Source organism: Microbacterium jejuense, assembly GCF_039544225.1.
GTDB lineage: Bacteria > Actinomycetota > Actinomycetes > Actinomycetales > Microbacteriaceae > Microbacterium > Microbacterium jejuense.
Genome location: NZ_BAABLG010000008.1, coordinates 369,155 through 384,198 on the forward strand (window position 1 = coordinate 369,155; position 15,044 = coordinate 384,198).

Below are 15,044 nucleotides of genomic sequence, written 5' to 3' on the forward strand. Positions count from 1 at the left end.
ATGCGACATAGCGTGGAGGCATGACAGACATCCGTGCCGAGGCGAAGGAGTTCCTGAGCTCGCGGCGAGCGCGCATCACCCCCGAGCAGGCCGGGCTCCCCGCCTACGGCGGCAACCGCCGCGTGACCGGGCTGCGCCGCGAAGAGGTCGCGATGCTCGCCGGGGTGTCGGTGGACTACTACGTGCGACTGGAGCGCGGCAACCTGTCGGGGGCGTCCGATGCGGTGCTGGATGCCGTCGCCCGCACGCTCCAGCTCGACGAGGCCGAGCGCGAGTACCTGTTCGACCTGGCCCGGGCCGCCGGCCCCGCCCGGCGCGGCGAGCGCCGCACGCCCACGACGGTGCGCCCCGCGGTCATGCAGGTGCTCGAGGCGATCACCGAGGCTCCCGCATGGGTGCGCAACGGCCGGCATGACATCCTGGCCGCGAACCTGCTCGCCCGCGCGCTCTATGCCCCGGTGTTCGACGACCCGCGCCGGCCTGTGAACACCACGCGGTTCGCGTACCTCAACCCCGCCGCGCGCGAGTTCTGGCGCGACTGGGACGCCATCACCCACGACTCCGCCGCGATGCTGCGCCTCGAAGCCGGCCGCAACCCGCACGATCCTGAGCTCATCAGGCTCATCGGCGAGCTGTCGACGCAGAGCGAGCTGTTCCGCGAGCGGTGGGCCTCGCGCGATGTGAAGTTCCATCGCAGCGGCGTCAAGCGCCTGCACCACCCGGTCGTCGGCGACCTCGAGCTCAACTACGAGTCGATGGACCTGCCGAGCGAACCCGGCCTCGTGCTCAACGTCTACACGGCGCCGACGGGCTCGCCGTCGTCCGACGCGCTCAAGCTGCTCGCGTCGTGGGCGGTGACCCAGGCCGCCGAGTTCGCCCAGACCGACGCGAACTCGGCGGGCACGATCACTCCGGCGTGACCAGGAGTGTCGTGCGGGCGGCATCCACCCCGGTGATCGCCCCGACGGGGCCCGGGCCATATCGGTCGTACTTGGCGTGCAGCGCCGAGGTCACCTCGGGGCCGAGGGCCGGGTCGGCGAGCCGGAACGTGACGTCCTGCTCGACCCCGCCCGACCAGACGCGCCCGGTGCCCGAGCGCACGGCGCGGCGGAACCAGCCGTTCTCAGGACCGTGCGCCGAGCGCAGATAGAGGGCGTCGCCGACCGCGACATGCCAGATCGTCACGTACGGCCGCAGCGACCCGTCGGACCGCCGCGACGCGACGCGCAGCTCGGTGGCCGCGCCGATGCGGCGCAGGTCGTCCTCGTCCCACCCGGCCATCAGAGACCCACCATCGCCATGCCGGCGTCGTCGTAGCGATTGCCCGCCACCGCGGCAGCCAGCGCGTCGAGGGCCGCGACGTCGTCGGCCGACAGCGCGACGGCGGTCGATCCGGCGTTCTCGTCGACGCGCTCGCGACGGCGGGTCCCCGGGATCGGGACGATGAAGGGATGCCGCGACAGCAGCCACGCGAGCGCCACCTGGCCAGGCGTGGCACCGCGGGCGGCGGCGACCTCGCGCACACCGTCGACGATCGCCTGGTTGGCGCGCAGGTTGTCGGGCTGGAAGCGCGGCACGCGGCCGCGGATCTCGCCGGCGGCGAACGTCGCATCGGCCGACACGGTCCCGGTGAGAAACCCCTTGCCCAGCGGGCTGAAGGGCACGAATCCGATGCCGAGCTCGGCCAGCGTCGGCAGCACCTCGGCCTCGGGGTCGCGGGTCCACAGGGAGTACTCGCTCTGCACGGCCGTCACCGGGAACACCGCGTGCGCCCGGCGGATCGTCTGCGCGCCGGCCTCGGACAGGCCGAAGTGCTTGACCTTGCCCTCGCGGACCAGCTCGGCGACGGCGCCGGCGACCTCTTCGATCGGCACGTCCGGGTCGACGCGGTGCTGGTAGAACAGGTCGATCCTCTCGACGCCCAGCCGCTGCAGCGATGCGTCCGCGACGCGGCGGATCTGCTCGGGCCGCGAGTCGGTGCCCTGCATCCTGCCGTCGACGATGTTCCAGCCGAACTTGGTGGCCACCACGACCTGATCGCGGATGGGGGCGATCGCCTCACCCACGAGCACCTCGTTGTCGTACGGCCCGTACACCTCGGCGGTGTCGATGAAGGTCACGCCCTGCTCGACGGCGTACCGCAGCACGCCGATCATGTCGTCGCGGTCTCCGGGGTTGGGTCCGTAGCTCATCGACATGCCCATCGCGCCGATGCCGACGGCCGAGACCTCGAGTCCCTGACCGAGCTTCCTGGTGTGCATGGATCCTCCTCGTGCCGCCCGAGACGCTCCCCGCGGCATCCTCATTCCATCGCGTCCAGCCTGCCCACGGGAGTGCCTGTCGTGACAGGTACCGCGAGAACCCCTCGTTCAGGCTGGACAGTCAAGTAGTTCATAAACAAAACTATGTGGGACGACAGACGAAGGAGTCTCACATGCGCATCGCCATCGCCGGCGCCGGCATCGGCGGCCTCGCCACCTGTCGGTGCACCGCGGACGACTCCAGCTCGAACTGCTCGCCGCCGTCACCGAGCGATTAGGCGACGTGGTCCGTCTCGGTCACCGTCTCGAATCGGTCGACGACGGGACGGATGCCGTCACGGCGAGGTTCGCGACCGGCAGGGGGCCCGTCGGCGTCGAGGCCGACGTCCTGGTCGGGGCTGACGGCATCCATTCGACTCTTCGCGCCCTGCGATACCCCGACGAGGGCGCGCCGGTGTGGAGCGGCCTCACGCTGTGGCGCGGCACGAGCGTGGTGCCGGCGTTCCTCGACGGGCGCACCATGATCATGGCGGGCGACGGCGAGCAGAAGTTCGTCGCCTACCCGCTGGACGCGCCGGGCGCCGACGGGCGGCAGCGCGTCAACTTCATCGCCGAGCGGCGCCGCGAGGGCTCACCCGACGCGGACTGGAACCGCGCGGTCGATCCCGCGCCGATCGTCGCGCTGTTCCGGGAATGGACGTACGACTGGCTCGACGTGCCCGCGACGATCGCGGCGGCCGACGAGATCCTCGAGTACCCGATGGTCGACCGCGACGCGCTGCCGCAATGGTCGTTCGGGCGCACCACTCTGCTGGGCGACGCGGCGCATGCGATGTATCCCAACGGGTCCAACGGCGGTTCGCAGGCGATCCTCGACGCGCGCACCCTCGCGTTCCATCTGGCGGGTGCCGACTCGCCGGAGCAGGCCCTCGCGGCCTATGAAGAGGTGCGGCGCCCCGCGACGGCGAGACTGCTCGACATGACGCGGCAGACCGGGCCCGAACGCGTCATGCTGCTCGCGCGCGAGCGCGCGCCCGAGGGGTTCGCCGACATCCACGACGTCATCCCGGCCGACGAGCTCGCCGCGATCGCCGCCGACTACAAGCGCGCGGCGGGATTCCACCCCGACGCCCTCAACGAGCGCTCGTCGCTCACGGTGCGCCGATGACCGCCCGATCGGCGGGCGCCTTCGACGCGGCACGGCTCACCGCCGTCGTCTCGCCGCTGCGCCGCGCGCTGCTGGCGGCGGCCCGTGAGCGCGAGGGGCTGCCCGACATCCCTGACGCGCAGATCGAGGTGCTCCGCGCCCTGCCCCGCGGCACTGTCGCTGCCCCCGGCGAACTGGCGACGACGCTCGGACTCGGCCGCTCCACCATCAGCAACCTGCTCGCCGCCATGGAGCGCGCGGGCCTGGTCACCCGACAGCCCCGCACCGACGACCGGCGCGGCGTCGAGGTCGCCGCCTCACCCGACGCGCTCGGGTACTTCGAGCGCTTCGATGCCGCGTCGGCCGCGATCATGACGGATGCCGCGACCCGCCTGTCGGCGGGCGACCTGGCCGCGCTCGCCGGCGCCGTGCCCGCGCTCGAGCGCCTGCGCGACGTCCTCGTGACCCAGCAGCGCGGCGGGTCTGCCGCGCCGCGACCCGACGTCGACCCCGAGGAGGCCGCATGACCGAGCCCACCGTCCCCGCGCTCGAGCCGGCGTTCGACGTCGTCGTCGATCTCGGCCCCATCGCCGACCACGGCGTGACCCGGGCCGGTCACCGCCGCGTCATCGCGATCCTGGGCGGCGCCGTCACCGGTCTCGGCGACGAACCGTGGACCGCGGCGATCGAGCCGGGCGGCGCCGACTGGCAGCGCGTGCGGCCCGATGGCGCAATGGAGATCGACGGCCGCTACACCGCGGTCACCCCCGCCGGCGAGCGCGTGTACCTGCAGGCGGTCGGCGTGCGCACCGGCCCCGCCGAGGTGCTCGCGGCGCTCGGCCGTGGCGAGGACGTCGACCCGGGCGCGTACTACTTCCGCACGACGGTCGCCGTCGAGACGTCTGCGCCGAGGCTGGAGCACCTGCAGCACGCTGTGTTCGTGGCATCCTGCATTCGCGAGGCGAACACGGTGCGCTACCGCGCGTACCGCGTGACCTGATCGGCGCTGCGGACGAGGATGGACGGATGCGTGAGCTGACCGAGGTCGCCGACGGCGTGCTCGTCGCGACGAGCGCCGTCATCCCCGTCGTGTCGGTCCCCACCGGCTTCGCACCGGGCGACCTGCCCTCGTACGTCGCCGCGCTCGCCTCCTACGTCGGCCGGGCGGCAGTCGTGATCCCCGGCCACGGCACACTCGCGAACGCCGGCATGGACGAGGCGTACGAGCGACTGAAGCGGCTGGTGTCGACGGGCGCCTAACGCAAGTCCGCGAGCGCGCGGTGCACCGATGCCACGGCGCTCGACCCCTCGCCCACCGCGGCGGCGACGCGCTTCATGGATCCGCGTCGCACGTCGCCGGCGGCGAAGATGCGCGGCACCGACGTCTCGAACGGCAGAGGCTCACGGCCGAGACCTTGCCAGCGCTCGAGCGACTGCACCGACACGTCGGTGCCGGTGCGGAGGAATCCGTCGGCATCCCGGTCCAGCTCGCCCAGCCACGACGTTGCCGGCTCGGCGCCGATGAAGCAGAACAGACCCCGCGCCGCGACGTCGCCGATCGAGTCGATGCTCACCCGCTCCAGCGTCGCTCCCCCGTGGAGCCCGACGACGCGCGATCCGGTGTGCACCTCGATGCGCCGGTCTTCGAGCAGCCTGTCGACGAGGTACGACGACATGCGGGTGCCGAGATCCGAGCCGCGTACGACGAGGTGCACAGGACAGTTGTTCGCCGCGAGGAAGAGCGACGCCTGCCCGGCCGAGTTCGCACCGCCGACGACCACGACAGGCGATTCCGACACCTGGCGCAGCTCGAGAGGCGTGGCGGCGTAGAAGATGCCGGCGCCCTCGAAGTCGTTCCAGCGCTCCAGGTCGAGCGTGCGGTACGCGGCGCCGGAGGTGACGATGGCGGTGCGCGCCCGGATGACGCGGCCATCGGTGAGGGTGATGTCGAGGGTGCCGCCGGACGCGCGCAGCTCGCGCGCCTCGCACGGCGCATACACCCGCACGCCGAACTTCAGCGCCTGCAGCGACGCCTGACCGATGAGGTCGCCGCCGCTCACCCCGAACGGGAACCCGAGGAAGTTCTCGATGCGCGACGTCGCCGCCGCCTGGCCGCCTGGCGCGACGGCATCCAGCAGCACGGTGCTGAGCCCCTCGGACGCCCCGTAGATCGCGGCCGCGAGTCCGGCCGGACCACCGCCGACCACGACGAGGTCGACCACCTCGTCGGCGTGCGCCTGGTAGCTGAGCCCCAGCCGCTCCGCGACCGTCCCGGGCGTCGCCCGCCGCAGCGGCTCGCCCTGGATGAACGCGACCGGCAGGTCGTCGGCGGTGATGCCGTGGTCGGCGAGCACATCGAGGCCGCCGGGTGCGAGCTCCATCGCGGTGTGCACGAGGTCGAGCCGCTCGGCGAAGCGCCGCAGCGACAGGAAGTCCCGCGACGACCTCGCGCCGACGAGCTTGAGGGTGAGTGCCGCCGGGCCGCGGCGCAGCATCTCGCGCCGCGCCCACAGCGCGTGCAGCACGATGTCGCACAACTCGTCATCCTCGGCCATGAGCAGGCGCAGGCGCGTGCGGCTCACGCGCAGCATGCGGCCCGCCTGCGTCGCGCGCGCCGACAGGAACGCGCCCTGGCCGTTCAGCAGAGCCAGTTCGCCCACGAACGAGCGCGGACCCATCGTGCCGACCACCGTCTCTTCGACCCATGACAGCGCGTCGCGCACGATCTGCACCTCGCCGGAGTCGACGAGGATCATGTCGTACTCGGGATCGCCGGCCCGGAACAGGTATTCGCCCTCGGCGACGTCGTGGGGCTCGCCGAACGACATCAGCCGCACCCACTGCGCGTCCGACAGCGCCGGCTTCGCCAGTCGTTCGATCGGGGGCTGCTTCATCTCGTCGCCTCGCTCGTACCGTCAGCGGTGGATCAGCCGGCGCCAGTCGTCGGGCACCCGACCCGACGGTCCGGGCGACGGCCACGATTCGGGACGCGACTCGGGCGGCGCCAGTGCGGGACCGTCGATGTAGTCCTCGGCGACGTAGTCCCAGAACCACTCCTCGCCGGGCTCGAAGCTGCGTATGTACCGGTGGCCCCTGTCGTGGAAGTGCGCGGTCGCGTGCTGCGCGGGCGACGTGTCGCAGCAGCCGATGTGACCGCACTCGGCGCAGCGGCGCAGGTGCACCCACCATCCGCCGATCGCTTCGCACTCCGCGCAGCCCTGCCCCGACGGCGCCGCACTGGGATCGATCTGGTCCAGGGTCATGCTCGCGATGCTAGCCCGCACGGCCGTCGTCCCGGCAGGTTGGGCACGCTCTTCGTCGCGCGCTTCCGACACGACCTTCGGATCTCCGCTCCCAGCAAGTTCCCAGCCTCTATCTTCGAGGCATGACTTTCTTCGAAGACATCGAGCCCATCAGCACGGGCGTCTCGGCCGGCGCCGTGTTCGCGTACGTCGTCGTGGCCCTGATCTACTGGGTCGTCACGATCATCGCCTTCTGGAAGACGTTCACCAAGGCGGGCTACCCGGGCTGGCTCGCCATCATCCCGATCGTGAACCTGTTCGTGCTCGTCAAGATCGCCGGCTACTCGGCGTGGCTGGGCATCCTCTGGTTCATCCCGATCGCCAACATCGTGCTCGGGATCCTCGTCGCGCTGCGCAACGGCCGCGCGTTCGGACACGGCGGCGCGTTCTCGTTCTTCCTGCTGTTCCTGCTGAACCCGATCGGCTACATCATCACCGGGTACAGCAGCGACACCTACACCAAGCCGGCCTCGGCATAACCCGACCCGCAACGTCGCGCGGCCTCCGGGGACCGAGCGGGAGCGCACGCTTCCCGCTCGCTCTCGGAGGTCGCGCTGCTTCGAAAAGGAGACTGGCATGACCGGGAACGAGACAACCTCGCCGTGGCGCAGGTTCTGGAGCAAGGGCGGCTGGTGGCGCTCGCTGCTGCTCGTCGTCGTGTACTACGTCCTCTACCAGCTCGGAGGGTTCATCTTCCTGCCGCTGGCCGCGTCGACTGACGACCCCGCCGCGCTGGTGTGGTTCGAGACGGTTCTGCCGATCGCACTGGGCGGCCTGATCCTGGTGGTCTTCGGCTGGTCGGTGGGCTGGCTGCGGGAGCTGTTCGGTCCGCAGCCGATCCGCGGCTCGTGGTGGATGTGGATCGCCGTCGGCGTCGTGGTGCTGTTCAACGTGCTCCACTTCGCGACCGTCGACTACGGCAAGGCGGGCGCCGGAGTGGTGGTCGCATGGATCATCGCCGGACTGTTCATCGGCTTCGCCGAGGAGACGCTGACGCGCGGGTACGTCGTCAACCTGATGCGCAAGGCCGGCTACCGCGAGATCTCGGTCGCTCTGGTCAGCGCCGCGCTCTTCGCCGCCATGCATTCGGGCAACCTGCTGACCGGGCAGGCACTGCTCCCGACCCTGCTCCAGGTCGGATACACGTTCGCGTTCGGCATCCTGATGTATCTGGCGCTGCGCGTGACGGGCAACCTGATCTGGCCGATCCTGCTGCACGCGACGACCGATCCGTCGACGTTCCTGCAGACCCTCTACCCCGCCGACGGCGCGCTCACGGCGATCGCCGGTCTCGGCAACATCGTCGTCATCGTCACGGGCCTGGTCTTGCTGATCTTCATCCGCGGCAAGGTCGCGTCCACCGAGCCGACATTCGACGAGAAGCCGGCCTGACGCCGAACAACCTCTGGAGAGTGGATGCCGCGGCCCGCGGCATCCACTCTCCTGCTGTTTCGGCCACCGACCGCGAGGTCCAGACTGGGTCCGTGGCCACCCTGACCGCCGTCCTCGGCGACATCACCGAGCAGCAGGTCGACGTGATCGTCAACGCCGCGAACAGCCGGATGCGCGGCGGTGGCGGCGTCGACGGCGCGATCCACCGCGCGGGCGGGCCGGCGGTGCTGGCCGACTGCATCGCGCGCTTCCCGCACGGCCTCGCCACCGGCGACGCCGGCTGGACGACGGGCGGCGAGCTGCCGGCCCGGTGGGTCGTCCACACCGTCGGCCCGAACTTCGCCGCGGGCGAGCGCGACCGCTCGCTGCTCGTGTCGTGCTATCGGCGCTCGCTCGAGGTGGCCGACGAACTCGGGGCGCGCTCGATCGCGTTCCCGCTCATCAGTGCGGGGATCTACGGCTGGCCGCTCGGCGACGCCGTCGACGCGGCGGTCGACACGCTCACGACGGCTGACACCGAGGTCGCCGACATCCGCGTGGTGGCCTTCTCGGCCCCGACGTTCGAACGCCTGCGCGCACGCGTGGGCTGAGCGGCCGCGTCAGTCGAACCGGGCCGCCGTCTCGCGCGGGTAGACGCCGCCCTTCAGCTTGACCAGGCGCGCGTGCGCGTACTCGCACACCAGCGCGTGGCGGTAGACCATGCGGGGGACGTCGACGTTGGAGTCCATCCACAGGCTCATGCCCGCGAGCTTCCAGTGGCGGAACGTGTCATCGCCGGTGACGAGGGCCAGGATCTCGAGGAACGAGTCGTCGAACCTGATCGAGTGCACCGCGCGACGGTACTCCTCGACGGTCAGCGCCATCGAGAACGGGATGTTCATGAAGCACAAGGCCGTCTGGATGTCGAGGCGCAGATAGCGGCGGCGCCAGCGTTCGGCGTCGAGCCGCGGCACGTCGAGCTGCGAGAAGTCGAGCGTCTCCGGCCGGGTGAGCGGCACCTGGTCGAGGGCGATCAGCACGTCGTAGACGTTGACGTCGTGCTCGACGACGGCGTTGTCGCCCAGGCCCGACAGCGTCTCGGGGCGGAGGGTGACCGGCGCCATGTCGACCGGGGTGTTGCGGATGATGAAGTTCACGAGGTTCGTCTCGACCACGAAATGCCGGATCAGCAGCTCGACGGCGTCGGGCGACACGAACCGACGGAGGAACCACACGCACAGCCGGTCCATGGTTCCGAGCGGCATCCACCGGAACGGCAGCACCCGCTTGACGATCGAGATCAGCGCGACCAGCACGCGCGAGAGCACGCGGGCGATCGGGTAGAGCCAGCGCCGCGACAGCCGGCGCTGGTCGTCGATGATCTGGCGCACGAGCGCACGGTCGAGCGGCACCGACGGGTCGGCATAGATGGCCTCCCACATGCTCGGATCCGACCGCACGTACTCGGGCACCGCGCGCCTCGCCATCTCAGCGGTCCAGCTCTTCGAGCTGCAGCGCGTACAGCCGTGCCACGACCTGTGCGCAGCGCACGATGTCATCGGCCGCGGCGTCGTCGATGATGCCCGAGGTGAGGATCGCGTCGAGGTCGCCGGTGTGCGCGCTGTCGGCCTGTTCGTGATAGCGCATGAAGTGCACCTGGCTGTCGGCCAGGCCCAGCACCTCCTGGAACCTCGCCGCCCAGCCCGCGGCCCGCTGCGCGCCGAGCCCCTCGATGACGAACATGGCTCCCAGCAGCCCGACCGGGTTGGGGCGGTCGGCGTAGTGGAACATGTACCCCGACAGCGCCTCGGACCCGACGTTCTTGCGGCCGGCGCGCAGTTCGTCGAGCGAGCCGCCGACGGCGACGTAGTCCCGCTCGAGCATGAGGAAGTCGCGGTGCTCCTCCTCCGCGTGCCGGATCGCGGCGGCCCGCAGCTCGAAGTGCGCGACGTCGAAGTTCGAGGCGGCCCGCGAGATCCACAGCGACCCGTCGACCACCTGCTGCCGCAGGTTGAACAGCAGCCGCAGGTAGTCGTCGAGGGTCACCGTGCCCTCGTCGAGCCGCCGCAGGATCGGCACCTGCGCGAGGTGATCCTCCAGGTCGGCCCAGACCTCGGCGAGGCGCTCGGCAAGCGTGTCGGTGGTGGTGCTGGTCACGTGCTCACTCCTTCAGGAACGGGATGCCGCCGCCCGGCCGGGCGGGGCGACCACGGTGAGGTGGGCGAAGGCGAACGAGAAGCGTCCCGACTCGGGCACCGCCAGCAGCACGGTGTCGCCGACGGCGAACCGGCCGGTGCGCCAGGCCTCCTCGAGCGCGATGAAGATGCTCGCCGAGCCGGTGTTGCCGCGCGTGGAGAGGTTCGAGAACCAGCGGTCGGTGTCGAGCGTCGGGATGCGGCGGCGCAGCGCGTCGAACGCCACGTCGCGGAACGCGTTCGTGCTGTAGTGGCACACCACGTGGTCGAGGTGACCGACGTCGATGAGCCCGATGTCGACGAGCTCCTCGAACTGCGCGATGCCCGCGCCGGCGAGATCGTCGAGCATGCTGACGTCCTGGCGCAGCAGGAACATCCCTGCGGCCTCGGCCTCGTCGACGCCCACGTCCTGCCAAGTGCGCCCGACGACGGGTTCGGGCCCGCTCATGCCGGCCCGCATGCACACCTCGTGCTCGTGGGCGAGCGACACCTGCCGCACCCAGTCCACGCGCAGCGACGGGCGATCGGGGTGGGGCTGGAACTCCACGACCACCGCTCCGGCGCCGTCGGACAGCATCCACCGCAAGAAATGCGCGTCCATTCCCGAGCGGATGCCGTCATACCGGCGCTGTCGCAGGCTGCGGCTGGCGAGCTCCGAGGCGACGACCGCGGCGCGCGGGTGGTCGCCCAGCCGCACCTTGCTGACCACGGCGTCGAGCGCCGAGAGGCTGGACGCGCACACTCCGGCGACCGACAGCAGCTGCTTCGGGCCGCCGCCGAGCCGGCCGTGCACCATCGACGCGAAGCCCGGCACGAGCACGTCGCCCATCGTCGTGGCGCACGCGAGCATGCGGACATCGGCGGCACCGATGCCGCGATCGGCGAACGCCGCGTGCAGCGCCTTGACCGCGAGCTCCTCGTTCAGCTCGGTCGGCTCGCCGTGTTCATCGAGTGCATAGTGCCGCTGCCGGATGCCGTTGGCGTCGAGCACGCGCCGGCGGATCCGTGCGGTGACCGGGTCGTCCCCGCCCAGGCGCGCGACGATGCCGTCATTGTCGACCGGATCCCCCGGAAGATAGCTGCCGAACCCGGTCAGATACGCGTTCGCCGTCACGGCGCACCGAGTTCCGCGGGGTGCGTGAGACGCCACCACTCGGTGGGCTGCTCGATCGTTCCCCGCAGCACGATGTCACTCGAGACCGTGTGGGGGCCGGCGGTCCACGTGATGCTGCCGACGACCTCGCCGTCGGAGTAGGTCTTCGGCGTCGTGGTCTTCATGTCGACGGCGATCGGGGTGTCGGACCACGTGAGGATCGACGTGTTGTCGGCGATGACCATCGTGGCGCTCGCGCCCCACGGCGTCGTGAGCGTGCCGATCTGCTGGTCGCGCTCGGCCACCGGCACGTTATGGAAGCCCTCGCTGATGCCTGTCAGCAGCGCACGCACGTCGTTGTCGACCGCCGCGCGGGACGACTCGCCGAGCACGACGCCGACGATGCCGAGCCGCTGCCCGATCCCGACGTCCATGGACGCGGTGTACAGCAGGTTGTAGGTGCCTTCGCCGAGGTTGCCCGTCTTCAGCCCGTTGATGCCGTCGACCCCGAGCAGGTCGTTGGTGTTGGTCATCGACCCCGGTCCGGGAAGCGACAGCGAGCGGGTCGCCGTGATCGCGGCGACCACCGGGTTGGCGGCGGCCAGCCTGCCGAGGGCGATGAGGTCGGTCGGCGTGCTCGTGTTGCGCGCGCTCATGCCGGTGGGCTCGACGATCGTGGTGCCGGTGAGGCCGTTGGCCGCGAGCCAGCGCCGCGCTGCCGAGACGAAGGACCCCTGCGACCCGTACGCCCAGGTCGACACCGCTTCGGCGTAGTTGCTCGCCGACGGGATGAGCATCGTCGCCAGGGCGTCACGCTCCGACATCGAGCTGCCGATCGGCATCGGGGCGATCGTCGCCCCCATGACGTAGTACTTGTCGTACAGATCGTGGTCCGCCTTGCTGAAGGTGATCGTCGGACCGGGATCGTCGACGTCGGCGAGCGGTTTGGCCTCGAGGATGACGAGCGCCGTGATCAGCTTGCTGAGGCTCGCGATCGGTCGCGCGTCGTTCGTGCCCGTGGTCGCCCACATGCTGCTCGCGGCCGGGCCGAGGTACGCGTCCGCGCCCGAGATCGCGATGGCCGATGCCGCCACGGACGGGAGCACGATCGGTGCGGGAGGAGATGTCGGCACCGCCGGCGCCTGCGAGCTCACGGCCGGAGCGCTCAGCGGGGCGGTGAGCGCCCACCCGACGTACCCGCCCGCGCTGCCGAGGATGACGACGAGGATGATCGCAGTGATGAGCAGACCACGTCGACGGCGTCGGCGGCCTGCCTCCGGATCGATGTCGGCGAGCCCTTCGGTCAGCTCCTGCTCCTCGCGCATGAGCTCCGCGAGATCGGCGAACTCATCGGTCACCTCGTCGTGCGTCGCGATCGCTGGCCTCCGTCCGGAAATCTGCTCCCATCATGCATTATCCGCAGGGATGCCATTGCTCGGAGTTCGCCGGGAACGCCGGGGTCGCGGTCAGGCGACGGTGAGGGACCGGAGGGCCCGCAGGCCGTCTTCGACGAGCTCGGGCAGTTCGCGCGCCTGGCCGTCGGCGATCCAGTCCGCGAACGCGGTGCTGAAGACCGCGATGCCGGCGCGCGCGGCGATCGTCGCTGCCGGTTCGGCGACGCCGCGCTCGCGCAGCGCCGCCGCCATGCGATCGGCGACACCCGCCATCTTCCACAGCTCGCGCTCCTGCAGGCCGGGGTTCGCTGCGATCACCGTGGCACGCACGCGGGCGCCCTCCCGCCGCTCGGGCGCAAAGAGGACCTCGCCGGCGCGCAGCCCGGCCGTGACGGCATCCAGCGGCGACGCATCGGCGGGGGCTTCTTCCACCCCGATCACGAACCGTGACGCGAACTCGCCCTGGTCGCTGAACAGCACCTCGCGCTTGTCGGTGAAGTAGCGGAAGAAGGTCCGCTCGGTCACCCCGGCGCGCTCGGCGATGGCTGCCACGGTGGTGGCCTCGACGCCGCGCTCGGCGAAGAGCTCGACGGCGGCCTTGCGCAGCCGACCGGCGGCATCCGGCTCCCACCTGACCATGATCCGATCCTAGTCGATGACAGTTACTGACATCAGTGCTACCGTGGTGATGTCAGCACATGACATCACCACCCTTGGAGGAAACATGCGGTACTTCGTCACAGGCGCGTCCGGCTGGATCGGCTCGGCCGTCACGCGCGAACTCCTTTCCGCCGGCCACGAGGTCACCGGTCTGGCGCGGTCCGACTCCTCGGCGGCCGCCGTCGCCGCGCTCGGTGCCGACGTCGTGCGCGGCGATCTCACCGACCTCGACGTGCTGCGCGATGCCGCCGCCTCCAGCGACGCCGTCGTGCACCTCGCATTCATCCACGACTTCAGCGACTTCCTCACCTCGGTGCGCGTGGACCGCGAGGCGATCGACGCCTTCGCATCGGCGCTCGAAGGCACCGGCAGGACCCTCGCGATCGCGTCGGGCGTCGCCGGTCTCGTGCAGGGCCGCCCCGCCACCGAGGACGACATGTCGCAGGTCCCGAACCCGCGCGCCGACAACGCGGCCTTCGTCCTCTCGCTCGCCGACCGCGGCGTCACGCCGCTGATCCTGCGCTTCGCACCGAGCGTGCACGGCACCGCGGGCGACCACGGCTTCATCAGGACGATCGCCCAGGTCGCCCGCGAGCGGGGCGTGTCGGCGTACGTCGGCGACGGCGGGTCGCGCTGGGCCGCGGTGCATCGCGACGATGCCGCCCACGTCGTCCGTCTGGCGCTGGAAGCGCCCGAGCGCGGCGCCGTCGTGCATGCCGTCGCCGAGGAGGGCGTCTCCGCGAAGGCGATCGCCGAGGCGCTGGCCGACCGGCTTGGCCTGCCGACGGCGTCCATCGCCCCCGAGGAGGCCCTCGACCACTTCGGCTGGATGGGCCGCTTCTTCGGCCAGGACCTCGCGGCCACGAGCACCATCACGCGGGAGCGCTACGGCTGGACGCCCACGCGCCCGACACTGCTCGCCGACATCGCCGCGGGCGGCTACGACGTGCCGGATCGCCTGAGCGCCTGACAGCGGTGGCCCGGCCCGGGACTCCGGGCCGGGCCGATCCGTTGCACTCAGGCGGCGACCGGGCGGTACACCGCGTGGATCACGCCCTGGGGCAGCACCGTCGCGTCGTCGAGGGTGTACGAGGCGGCGGCATCCCCGTCGAACAGCCGACGCCCCTCGCCCACTGTCACAGGGTGGACGAGCAGGTGCAGCTCGTCGACGAGCCCGGCGCGCAGCAGCGCCTGCACCACACTGGTGCTGCCCGTCGTGAGGATGTCGCCGCCCTCGGACGCCTTGAGCGCGGCGACGCCGGTCTCGAGGTCGCCGTCGAGGACCGTCGAGTTCTGCCAGTCGAGCTCGTCGAGCGTCCGGCTCACCACGACGCGCGCGTTCTTGTTCATCTTCGCCGCGATGGGATCGTCGGCCGGGGCGTGGGCGAACGCCGCGGCGAAGCCCTCGTATGTCACCCGGCCCAGCAGCGTCGTGTCGCACGTGTCGCTGAGGCCCCACATCACCCCGAACATCTCGGGGCTCGCGTAGGCCATGTGCCACTGCTCCGGCGCCTCGACGACGCCGTCCAGCGAGATGAACTCTCCCACGATGATCTTTCGCATCTTCTTCGTCCTGTTCGTGTGCGGGCGTTCCGTTCGATCGCCCTCCTACTCACACACC

Annotated in this window: 19 protein-coding genes; 9 read left to right on the plus strand and 10 right to left on the minus strand. The window is 71.1% G+C overall.

From position 1 onward, the window contains the following. The first annotated feature begins 20 nt into the window (after positions 1 to 20). Positions 21 to 920, plus strand: coding sequence for a helix-turn-helix transcriptional regulator (locus ABEA46_RS14460; protein ID WP_345545256.1), 900 nt, complete (start codon positions 21 to 23; stop codon positions 918 to 920). Here the strand turns inward: ABEA46_RS14460 and ABEA46_RS14465 are convergent. Then, a complete protein-coding gene (locus ABEA46_RS14465; RefSeq protein ID WP_345545257.1) occupies positions 907 to 1,281 on the minus strand; it encodes a DUF2255 family protein in 375 nt (124 codons plus the stop codon). The two genes, ABEA46_RS14460 and ABEA46_RS14465, sit on opposite strands and share 14 nt — an antisense overlap. Then, positions 1,281 to 2,261: an aldo/keto reductase gene (locus ABEA46_RS14470; protein WP_345545258.1), complete on the minus strand. Its 981-nt coding sequence runs from the start codon at positions 2,259 to 2,261 to the stop codon at positions 1,281 to 1,283. Before ABEA46_RS14470 ends, ABEA46_RS14465 begins: the two co-directional genes overlap by 1 nt. 223 nt (positions 2,262 to 2,484) lie before the next feature. Here ABEA46_RS14470 and ABEA46_RS14475 point away from each other — a divergent pair, with 223 nt between their 5' ends. Genes ABEA46_RS14475 through ABEA46_RS14490 form a run of 4 tightly spaced genes read left to right on the plus strand, consistent with a single transcriptional unit; the run spans position 2,485 to position 4,668 of the window. Further along, the gene (locus tag ABEA46_RS14475; RefSeq protein WP_345545259.1) at positions 2,485 to 3,429 is read left to right on the plus strand and encodes an FAD-dependent monooxygenase; all 945 of its coding nucleotides are present in this window, start codon (positions 2,485 to 2,487) and stop codon (positions 3,427 to 3,429) included. Next, the gene (locus ABEA46_RS14480; RefSeq protein ID WP_345545261.1) at positions 3,426 to 3,935 is read left to right on the plus strand and encodes a MarR family winged helix-turn-helix transcriptional regulator; all 510 of its coding nucleotides are present in this window, start codon (positions 3,426 to 3,428) and stop codon (positions 3,933 to 3,935) included. The genes ABEA46_RS14475 and ABEA46_RS14480 overlap by 4 nt, the downstream gene beginning before the upstream one ends. Next, positions 3,932 to 4,408 (plus strand): DUF3237 domain-containing protein, encoded by a 477-nt coding sequence (locus ABEA46_RS14485; protein WP_345545263.1) that lies wholly within the window; start codon positions 3,932 to 3,934, stop codon positions 4,406 to 4,408. Before ABEA46_RS14480 ends, ABEA46_RS14485 begins: the two co-directional genes overlap by 4 nt. A 26-nt stretch (positions 4,409 to 4,434) precedes the next feature. Then, a complete protein-coding gene (locus ABEA46_RS14490; protein ID WP_345545264.1) occupies positions 4,435 to 4,668 on the plus strand; it encodes a globin family protein in 234 nt (77 codons plus the stop codon). Here the strand turns inward: ABEA46_RS14490 and ABEA46_RS14495 are convergent. Together ABEA46_RS14495 and ABEA46_RS14500 are read right to left on the minus strand one after the other, a co-directional pair. Further along, complete coding sequence (locus ABEA46_RS14495) at positions 4,665 to 6,302, minus strand: FAD-dependent oxidoreductase (RefSeq protein WP_345545267.1); 1,638 nt, start codon at positions 6,300 to 6,302, stop codon at positions 4,665 to 4,667. The two genes, ABEA46_RS14490 and ABEA46_RS14495, sit on opposite strands and share 4 nt — an antisense overlap. A gap of 21 nt (positions 6,303 to 6,323) precedes the next feature. Further along, complete coding sequence (locus ABEA46_RS14500; protein WP_345545269.1) at positions 6,324 to 6,671, minus strand: UBP-type zinc finger domain-containing protein; 348 nt, start codon at positions 6,669 to 6,671, stop codon at positions 6,324 to 6,326. A 122-nt stretch (positions 6,672 to 6,793) separates the two neighbouring features. On the opposite strand from ABEA46_RS14500, the gene ABEA46_RS14505 reads away from it, so the two are divergent. The 3 genes from ABEA46_RS14505 to ABEA46_RS14515 all read left to right on the plus strand — a co-directional run bounded on the left by ABEA46_RS14505 (position 6,794) and on the right by ABEA46_RS14515 (position 8,692). After that, entirely contained in the window at positions 6,794 to 7,189 is a 396-nt protein-coding gene (locus ABEA46_RS14505; protein ID WP_345545271.1) for a DUF5684 domain-containing protein, read from the plus strand. 97 nt (positions 7,190 to 7,286) lie between these two features. Continuing rightward, a complete protein-coding gene (locus ABEA46_RS14510) occupies positions 7,287 to 8,102 on the plus strand; it encodes a CPBP family intramembrane glutamic endopeptidase (protein WP_345545273.1) in 816 nt (271 codons plus the stop codon). A gap of 92 nt (positions 8,103 to 8,194) precedes the next feature. After that, positions 8,195 to 8,692, plus strand: a complete 498-nt coding sequence (locus tag ABEA46_RS14515) for an O-acetyl-ADP-ribose deacetylase (RefSeq protein ID WP_345545275.1) — start codon at positions 8,195 to 8,197, stop codon at positions 8,690 to 8,692. A 9-nt stretch (positions 8,693 to 8,701) separates the two neighbouring features. Here ABEA46_RS14515 and ABEA46_RS14520 read toward each other — a convergent pair whose 3' ends face one another. From ABEA46_RS14520 to ABEA46_RS14540, 5 genes are all read right to left on the minus strand, one after another. Next, positions 8,702 to 9,568: a DUF6999 family protein gene (locus ABEA46_RS14520; protein ID WP_425563190.1), complete on the minus strand. Its 867-nt coding sequence runs from the start codon at positions 9,566 to 9,568 to the stop codon at positions 8,702 to 8,704. Between the two features lies 1 nt (position 9,569). Further along, entirely contained in the window at positions 9,570 to 10,238 is a 669-nt protein-coding gene (locus ABEA46_RS14525; protein WP_345545279.1) for an iron-containing redox enzyme family protein, read from the minus strand. Positions 10,239 to 10,250: 12 nt separating this feature from the next. Then, positions 10,251 to 11,390: a 3-oxoacyl-[acyl-carrier-protein] synthase III C-terminal domain-containing protein gene (locus ABEA46_RS14530; RefSeq protein ID WP_345545281.1), complete on the minus strand. Its 1,140-nt coding sequence runs from the start codon at positions 11,388 to 11,390 to the stop codon at positions 10,251 to 10,253. Beyond that, positions 11,387 to 12,727, minus strand: a complete 1,341-nt coding sequence (locus tag ABEA46_RS14535; RefSeq protein WP_345545283.1) for a D-alanyl-D-alanine carboxypeptidase — start codon at positions 12,725 to 12,727, stop codon at positions 11,387 to 11,389. The genes ABEA46_RS14530 and ABEA46_RS14535 overlap by 4 nt, the downstream gene beginning before the upstream one ends. 108 nt (positions 12,728 to 12,835) lie before the next feature. Next, positions 12,836 to 13,402, minus strand: coding sequence for a TetR family transcriptional regulator (locus ABEA46_RS14540; RefSeq protein WP_345545285.1), 567 nt, complete (start codon positions 13,400 to 13,402; stop codon positions 12,836 to 12,838). 85 nt (positions 13,403 to 13,487) lie between these two features. Here ABEA46_RS14540 and ABEA46_RS14545 point away from each other — a divergent pair, with 85 nt between their 5' ends. Continuing rightward, complete coding sequence (locus ABEA46_RS14545) at positions 13,488 to 14,393, plus strand: SDR family oxidoreductase (RefSeq protein ID WP_345545287.1); 906 nt, start codon at positions 13,488 to 13,490, stop codon at positions 14,391 to 14,393. Between the two features lie 47 nt (positions 14,394 to 14,440). On the opposite strand, the gene ABEA46_RS14550 is transcribed toward ABEA46_RS14545, so the two are convergent. Continuing rightward, positions 14,441 to 14,986: a dihydrofolate reductase family protein gene (locus ABEA46_RS14550; protein ID WP_345545289.1), complete on the minus strand. Its 546-nt coding sequence runs from the start codon at positions 14,984 to 14,986 to the stop codon at positions 14,441 to 14,443. Between the last annotated feature and the right edge of the window lie 58 nt (positions 14,987 to 15,044).